This window comes from Pseudonocardia sp. SID8383, assembly GCF_009864975.1.
GTDB lineage: Bacteria > Actinomycetota > Actinomycetes > Mycobacteriales > Pseudonocardiaceae > Pseudonocardia > Pseudonocardia alni.
In genome coordinates, this window is the sequence record NZ_WWFY01000212.1 from 1 (window position 1) to 5,239 (window position 5,239).

Genomic DNA, 5,239 nt, shown 5'->3' on the forward strand with positions numbered 1-5,239 from the left:
GGCGCGGCCACCGGGGGTACGGCGGCCCGCCCCGCCGCCGGTGCCGCCGCTCCGGTCGCGGCCGTCCCCCCGGCTCCCGCTCCGGTGGCTCCGGTTCCGGCGCCGACGACCCCGGTGAAGCCGACCACCCCGGCGCCGACGACCCCGGCGAAGGAGGGCTCGACCAGCACCCCGCCGGTCACGACGCCTCCGGTCACCACCCCGCCCGCCACCGACCCGACCACCCCGGTCCCGGACCCGACGACCACGGCCCCCGCGCCGACGTCGACCACCCCGGCCGCGGGTGCGGCTGCGTGATCATCCTGTCGGACAGGGAATCCACCGCCGATCACCCTCTGCGCTGCGACGACAGCGCCGAGTGACCCCCACCCCGTCCCGCCCGGACCCCGGGGCGGGATGATTCGGACCGCCGGGCCGGCGTGGACACGGGAGCCCCCACGCCGGCTCGGCCCCATGCACCTTGCGATACGGCCGTGCCCGAAGGTGTGACCACCACCGCGTCGCGTCGCCCCTGTCCACCCCCTCCGACGTGGTAAAACACTGGTCGTCCCGGTTCGGGCACGGTGTGAGAGGGGCGCGTGGTGACGCGGTTGGCGGGGGCGGTCATCGGCATGGCGGCGGGTGCATTGGTGCTCGCATATGTCGTGGTGGGCTGGCCCATCCTGGTGGTCGGAGGGCCGCTGCTGGTGGGGGTGGCCCTCACGGTCGGCATCCTTGCCCTCACCGAGCGCCCGCGGGCCCTGCTGGCGCAGCGCCGTGCGACCCAGGGCGGCACGTCCCCCTGGCAGGCCGCCGCCGGTACACGTGACGAGCAGCCCGGCAGCGGGCTGATGAGCGGCTTCTTCGAGATGCCTGCGGCGCTGCCCGAGCAGCGGCCCGCTCCGTCGGACGCCCGCCCGGCCGGCACCCGATAGCGGTACGTCACAATCGGCCGGTGTCGATCACCCCGCATGCCGCCCGTGCCCTGACCCGGGCCCGCCTGTGCTGATCGGCATGCTCTTCGCGGTGTTCGCGATGCTCTGCAGCACCGTCGCCGCCATCCTCCAGGCCGACGCGGCCGACCAGGGCGGGCGCACCAGCGCCGTCCTGGCCCGCCCCCGGTTCCTCGGCGGGATCGCGATGGACATCGTCACCTGGCTCTGCATGGTCGTCGCGCTGCAGTTCATCCCCATCTTCGCGGTGCAGGCGACGCTCGCCGGGGCCATCGCGATGACCGCCCTGTACGCCCGCTACTTCCGCGGCGAGTGGCTGCGGCCGGTGCACCGGCTCGCCATCGGCGCCAGCATGCTCGGGCTCGCGTTCGTCGCCGGCAGCGCGGGGACCGAGCGCAAGCAGGCCCTGACCGGCCACGGCACGACCGTCGCCGTCCTGATCGCGGCGCTCGTCGCGATCATGGGGGTGACGCTGGCGATCGCGAACTCGACCAAGCCGTGGCCGTCGGCGGTGCTCGCCGGGCTCGGGCTGGGCGGCGGCTCGGTCTGCATCCGCGCGATGCACGTCTCCGACGGTGTGGACCTGGGGAGCCTGCTGCGCGAGCCGCTCGTGTACATCCTGGTCGGGATGGCCCTGACCGGCCTGTACAACTACGCCCGCGCGCTGCAGCTCGGCGACGTCTCCACGGTCACCGCGCTGTACATGGTCACCCAGGTCGTCGTGCCCGGTCTGGTCGGCATCACCCTGCTCGACGACACCGTCCGCCCCGGTCTGTGGTGGCTGCTGCTGCTCGGGCTGGCACTCGTCGTGTACGGCACCTCGATCCTGGCGCGGCGCCGTCCGGAGAAGCGGACTCCCCCGCGAGTGGCCTAGTTTCGGGCCATGCCCTCCTTCGAGCGCCCCGGTGTGACCCTGCACTACGAGGAGCACGGCACGGGGTTCCCGGTCCTGCTGCTGGCGCCGGGCGGCATGAACTCGACGATCGCGGCCTGGGGCAACGCCCCCTGGGACCCGGTCACCCACCTCGCGCAGCGGTACCGCGTCATCGCGATGGACCAGCGCAACGCCGGGTCCTCGGTCGCCGAGGTCCACGGCAGCGACGGCTGGGACACCTACACCGCCGACCAGCTCGCCCTGCTCGACCACCTCGGCGTCGACGAGTGCGCGGTGCTCGGTATGTGCATCGGGGGCGCCTTCATCGCGAACCTGCTGGTCACCGCAACGCGTCCGGGCCGCGGTCGCGCTGCAGCCCATCGGCCGCGCCGACAACCAGCACCTGTTCGAGGGGAAGTTCGACGAGTGGCGCGCCGGGATCGAGGCCGACCACCCCGGGGTCCCCGACGACGACTGGGCCGCGTTCCGCACGAACATGTGGGGCGGCGGCGGGATGCTGTACTCCGTCCCCGACGAGGCGCTCGCCCACATCGCGACGCCGTGGCTGGTGCTGATGGGGATCGACGACTTCCACCCGGAGCCCGTGTCGCGCCGTCTCGCCGGGCTCGCGCCGGGCGCGGAGCTGGTCGAGCAGTGGAAGGTCGAGCCGCACGTCGCCGACGGCCGCGCCGCCGTCGACCGGTTCCTCGCGGCCCACCTGGTCTGATTCCTCCACGACGGGCAGCGCCCGCCGCGGGCACCATGGCCCCATGCCGAGCTGGGACGACGTGGTGCGGATCGGGTCCGGGCTGCCGGAGGTCGAGGAGTCGACCTGGTACCGGACGCCGTCGTTGAAGGTCCGTGGCACGGGCTTCGCCCGGCTGCGCACCGAGGCCGAGGGCGGGCTGGTGCTGATGTGCTCGCTCGAGGAGAAGGAGGCGCTGCTCGCGTCGGGCGACCCGGCGTACTTCACGACCCCGCACTACGACGGCCACGGCTCGATCCTCGTCGACCTCGACCGGGTCGACGCGGGGCAGCTCGCTGAGCTCGTCGAGGAGGCGTGGCGGCGGAAGGCCCCGCCGTCGGTCGTGCGCCGGCGTGACGGCTGAGCCACCATCGTCGTCGTGCGCTATGTGGTGATCGGGGCAGGGGCCGTCGGCGGGACGATCGCGGCGCGACTCCACGCGGCCGGGCGGGAGGTCGTGGTCGTCGCCCGGGGCGCGCACCTCGACGCGATCCGCGAGCGCGGGCTGCGCCTCGACACCCCGGACGGGTCGACCACCCATCCGGTGGAGGCCGTGGGCACGGTCGGCGAGGCCCGGCCCACCCCCGACGATGTCGCGATCCTCGCCGTGAAGTCGCAGGACACCCCGCCGCCACTGGCCGCGCTGCTCGAGGCGGCCCCCGGCATCACCGTGGTGTGCGCGCAGAACGGCGTCGCCAACGAGCGGCTCGCCGCCCGCCGCACGGACCGGGTGCAGGCGATGCTGGTGATCCTGCCCGCCGAGCACTACGAGCCGGGGGTGGTCGTCGCGTCGTCGTCGCCGGTCCCCGGCGTGCTCGACGTCGGCCGGTTCCCCTCCGGTGTCGACGCCACCACGGAGGCGATCGTCGCCGACCTCACCGCGGCCGGGTTCTCCTCCCACGCCGACCCGGACGTGATGGCCGCGAAGTACGGCAAGCTGCTCACTAACCTGGCCAACGCCGTCGACGCGGTCTGCGGGCTCGACGACCCCGACGCGCCCCGCCTCGTCGAGGCCGTGACCGCGGAGGGCCGCGCCGTCCTGGACGCGGCCGGGATCACCGCCCGGACCGGCGACGACGACCGCGTCCGCCGGGAGGGCACCATCACCGAGCGGCCGGTCGCAGGGGCGACGCGACGGGGCTCGTCGTCGTGGCAGAGCCTGCAGCGCGGGACCGGCTCCATCGAGGCCCGCTACCTCAACGGCGAGATCGTGGCCCTGGGCGCGGCGCACCGGATCGCGACCCCGGTCAACACCGAGCTGATGCGGGTGGCCGAGGAGATGGCCGCGGCCGGGGAGCAGCCGGCGTCGCGGTCCGGTGCGGACCTGCTGTGACGGCCTATCCGCTCGACGTGGCGCGCCCGGCGTTCCTCGCCGCGCTCGACGGGCTGTCCGCGTTGCTCGACCACGTCGACGACACCGACCTGCACGCCCGCAGCCGCTGTCACGGCTGGCTCGCCGCGGACGTCCTCGCGCACCTGCACCTGGGCCTGGTCGAGATGCTCGCCGGGTTCCCCGCCCGCACCGACCGGCCCGCCGACGCCGACCTCGCGACCTACTGGACCGCGTTTCCCGGGCCCGAGCTGCCGGGCTGGGCGCACGAGCGCTTCGCCCGCGCCGTCGCCGCGGCCTACGCCCGCCCGACCGGGCAGATCGTCCACGTCGCGATGACGCTGCGCGGCCTGCGCCGGCTCGTCGCGGACCTGGACGGGCCGTACCGGCTGGAGTTCCAGGGGCACGTCCTCGACGTCGGGGACTTCGTCGGCACCTGGGTCGTCGAGGTCGTGGTGCACCACCTGGACATGACCGTCGCGTTGCCGGACGCGCCGGCCCCGCCCGCGTCGGGGCTCGCGGTGGTGCGGGAGACGGTGACCCGGCTGGCCGGTCCCGACGTCGTCGCGGGGTGGGGGGACGACACCGCCCTCGCACTCGCCGCCACCGGGCGGGAGCCGGGGATGACGCCCGTCCTGGGTTAGCAGGTGATGCTGACGGGCCCGTCCTCCAGCTGGGCGCGGGAGAACGGCACGCCGCCGGTCGCGCCGCTGCCCACGGCGATCCGGTAGAAGTCGTCCCGGGCGGCGACGTCGTCGATCGAGAACGAGAATGTGCACGTCGAGGAGTAGCCCGACCAGCTCGTCCCCGCGCCGGACGTCCCGTCGCCGAGGACGCCCGCGCCGACGATCTCGCCGTTCGCATCGGTGATCGTCACGGGTGTACCGCCCACGCCGGCGGGCGCCTGCGGCACGCGCAGTGGCGGCCCACCCCACCACGGCTGCTCCGGCCCGATGTTTCCCCGCTCGACGGTGCTGGTCATGTCCCCACGTCCCCGCGACGGCGGGCCCTCGGTGCGCCCACGACGCCCTCCCGTCGGGCCGGTGGGCTGCTCCGTTTCGCCCCGTCATCACAAGAGATGAAGTGCGCCGTTCGGACCAAGATCATCGATAACGACAGGGTGTCGCGTGCGATGAGCAGGCAACACGGTCGGACGGATCCGGCCGCCGTCGTCGGGGAGGGTCGTCATGGTGGAGCGGTGCCGGTGCGGGGCGGAGCTGCTGGGCTCGCTGCACTTCTGCGTGGGGTGCGGACGGCCGCGGGTGCAGGCGCTCGTCCCCCGGCCGCGGACCGGGGCGGTGCCGGTCGGCGCCGGGGCCCGGGCGCCACAGGGACGGACCGCCGGGCAGCACCCGTCG

9 protein-coding genes are annotated in these 5,239 nt (G+C 74.6%); 6 read left to right on the top strand and 3 right to left on the bottom strand.

The annotated features are described in order from the left end of the window. The coding region (locus tag GTW08_RS05190) for a hypothetical protein (protein ID WP_202416422.1) at positions 1-272 on the bottom strand (272 nt) is incomplete at its 3' end. A 357-nt stretch (positions 273-629) separates the two neighbouring features. Here GTW08_RS05190 and GTW08_RS05195 point away from each other — a divergent pair. Beyond that, on the top strand, positions 630-914 hold the full coding sequence (locus tag GTW08_RS05195) for a hypothetical protein (protein ID WP_161151488.1): 285 nt from the start codon (positions 630-632) through the stop codon (positions 912-914). Between the two features lie 79 nt (positions 915-993). Then, positions 994-1,806 carry a DMT family transporter gene (locus tag GTW08_RS05200; protein WP_139282843.1) on the top strand — a complete coding sequence of 271 codons (813 nt, stop codon included), beginning with the start codon at positions 994-996 and terminating at the stop codon, positions 1,804-1,806. A gap of 44 nt (positions 1,807-1,850) precedes the next feature. Here GTW08_RS05200 and GTW08_RS31495 read toward each other — a convergent pair whose 3' ends face one another. Then, complete coding sequence (locus GTW08_RS31495; protein ID WP_237453551.1) at positions 1,851-2,045, bottom strand: hypothetical protein; 195 nt, start codon at positions 2,043-2,045, stop codon at positions 1,851-1,853. A gap of 275 nt (positions 2,046-2,320) precedes the next feature. On the opposite strand from GTW08_RS31495, the gene GTW08_RS31500 reads away from it, so the two are divergent. The 4 genes from GTW08_RS31500 to GTW08_RS05220 are packed head-to-tail and all read left to right on the top strand — an operon-like array spanning position 2,321 to position 4,525. Next, positions 2,321-2,533, top strand: a complete 213-nt coding sequence (locus GTW08_RS31500) for a hypothetical protein (RefSeq protein ID WP_237453552.1) — start codon at positions 2,321-2,323, stop codon at positions 2,531-2,533. Positions 2,534-2,576: 43 nt separating this feature from the next. Beyond that, positions 2,577-2,915 carry an MmcQ/YjbR family DNA-binding protein gene (locus GTW08_RS05210; protein ID WP_073576074.1) on the top strand — a complete coding sequence of 113 codons (339 nt, stop codon included), beginning with the start codon at positions 2,577-2,579 and terminating at the stop codon, positions 2,913-2,915. A 15-nt stretch (positions 2,916-2,930) separates the two neighbouring features. Further along, complete coding sequence (locus GTW08_RS05215; RefSeq protein WP_073576073.1) at positions 2,931-3,884, top strand: ketopantoate reductase family protein; 954 nt, start codon at positions 2,931-2,933, stop codon at positions 3,882-3,884. After that, positions 3,881-4,525 (top strand): maleylpyruvate isomerase N-terminal domain-containing protein, encoded by a 645-nt coding sequence (locus GTW08_RS05220; protein ID WP_073576072.1) that lies wholly within the window; start codon positions 3,881-3,883, stop codon positions 4,523-4,525. The genes GTW08_RS05215 and GTW08_RS05220 overlap by 4 nt, the downstream gene beginning before the upstream one ends. On the opposite strand, the gene GTW08_RS05225 is transcribed toward GTW08_RS05220, so the two are convergent. Then, the gene (locus GTW08_RS05225) at positions 4,522-4,863 is read right to left on the bottom strand and encodes a hypothetical protein (protein ID WP_073576071.1); all 342 of its coding nucleotides are present in this window, start codon (positions 4,861-4,863) and stop codon (positions 4,522-4,524) included. The genes GTW08_RS05220 and GTW08_RS05225 overlap by 4 nt on opposite strands. Positions 4,864-5,239: the final 376 nt, after the last annotated feature.